At 51.6% G+C, this 1,806-nt stretch carries 2 tRNA genes and 1 rRNA gene (1 of these 3 only partly in view); all 3 read left to right on the top strand.

The annotated features are described in order from the left end of the window. Positions 1-1,435: ribosomal RNA gene (locus tag DWV53_RS00015) — 16S ribosomal RNA — on the top strand; it begins 125 nt to the left of the window's first position. Positions 1,436-1,589: 154 nt separating this feature from the next. Next, a tRNA-Ile gene (locus DWV53_RS00010) sits at positions 1,590-1,663 on the top strand. A gap of 19 nt (positions 1,664-1,682) precedes the next feature. After that, a tRNA-Ala gene (locus tag DWV53_RS00005) sits at positions 1,683-1,759 on the top strand. The last annotated feature ends 47 nt before the right edge of the window (positions 1,760-1,806 follow it).

The raw sequence follows: 1,806 nt of genomic DNA, 5'->3' as shown, positions 1-1,806 counted from the left end.
GGCGTCGACCGGCGCACGGGTGAGTAACGCGTATCCAACCTGCCCATCACTTGGGGATAACCTTGCGAAAGTAAGACTAATACCCAATGATATCTCTAGAAGACATCTGAAGGAGATTAAAGATTTATCGGTGATGGATGGGGATGCGTCTGATTAGCTTGTTGGCGGGGTAACGGCCCACCAAGGCGACGATCAGTAGGGGTTCTGAGAGGAAGGTCCCCCACATTGGAACTGAGACACGGTCCAAACTCCTACGGGAGGCAGCAGTGAGGAATATTGGTCAATGGACGAGAGTCTGAACCAGCCAAGTAGCGTGCAGGATGACGGCCCTATGGGTTGTAAACTGCTTTTATAAGGGAATAAAGTGAGTCTCGTGAGGCTTTTTGCATGTACCTTATGAATAAGGACCGGCTAATTCCGTGCCAGCAGCCGCGGTAATACGGAAGGTCCGGGCGTTATCCGGATTTATTGGGTTTAAAGGGAGCGTAGGCCGGAGATTAAGCGTGTTGTGAAATGTAGACGCTCAACGTCTGCACTGCAGCGCGAACTGGTTTCCTTGAGTACGCACAAAGTGGGCGGAATTCGTGGTGTAGCGGTGAAATGCTTAGATATCACGAAGAACTCCGATTGCGAAGGCAGCTCACTGGAGCGCAACTGACGCTGAAGCTCGAAAGTGCGGGTATCGAACAGGATTAGATACCCTGGTAGTCCGCACGGTAAACGATGGATGCCCGCTGTTGGTCTGAATAGGTCAGCGGCCAAGCGAAAGCATTAAGCATCCCACCTGGGGAGTACGCCGGCAACGGTGAAACTCAAAGGAATTGACGGGGGCCCGCACAAGCGGAGGAACATGTGGTTTAATTCGATGATACGCGAGGAACCTTACCCGGGCTTGAATTGCAGAGGAAGGATTTGGAGACAATGACGCCCTTCGGGGCCTCTGTGAAGGTGCTGCATGGTTGTCGTCAGCTCGTGCCGTGAGGTGTCGGCTTAAGTGCCATAACGAGCGCAACCCCTCTCCTTAGTTGCCATCAGGTTAAGCTGGGCACTCTGGGGACACTGCCACCGTAAGGTGTGAGGAAGGTGGGGATGACGTCAAATCAGCACGGCCCTTACGTCCGGGGCTACACACGTGTTACAATGGCAGGTACAGAGAGACGGTCCCTTGCAAAATGGATCAAATCCTTAAAGCCTGTCTCAGTTCGGACTGGGGTCTGCAACCCGACCCCACGAAGCTGGATTCGCTAGTAATCGCGCATCAGCCATGGCGCGGTGAATACGTTCCCGGGCCTTGTACACACCGCCCGTCAAGCCATGAAAGCCGGGGGCGCCTAAAGTCCGTGACCGTAAGGAGCGGCCTAGGGCGAAACTGGTAATTGGGGCTAAGTCGTAACAAGGTAGCCGTACCGGAAGGTGCGGCTGGAACACCTCCTTTCTGGAGAGACGATTATCTTTAGCTATTAGTTAATAGTTAATAGTTTATAGTTTTAGTGACTGATTAAAGTTCGCTTCTCTTCTTGTACGCACCATCTGTTTAATTAAATAAGAGATAGAGAATGTTCGGCAGAGATGCTACTCTTTACCAACACAGTCCTATAGCTCAGTTGGTTAGAGCGCCACACTGATAATGTGGAGGTCGGCAGTTCAAATCTGCCTGGGACTACTTCTTTACTTCTCGATTTGGGGGATTAGCTCAGTTGGCTAGAGCACCTGCTTTGCAAGCAGGGGGTCAACGGTTCGAATCCGTTATTCTCCACCATGCCTATTAAGGCAAGAAGATCTTTGACATATTGACACAAGCAAAAC

It is taken from the genome of Segatella copri (genome assembly GCF_003465495.1).
Lineage (GTDB): Bacteria > Bacteroidota > Bacteroidia > Bacteroidales > Bacteroidaceae > Prevotella > Prevotella copri_G.
Note: the sequence above shows the minus strand (reverse complement) of the source record. Positions and strands in the feature narration are given on the sequence as shown.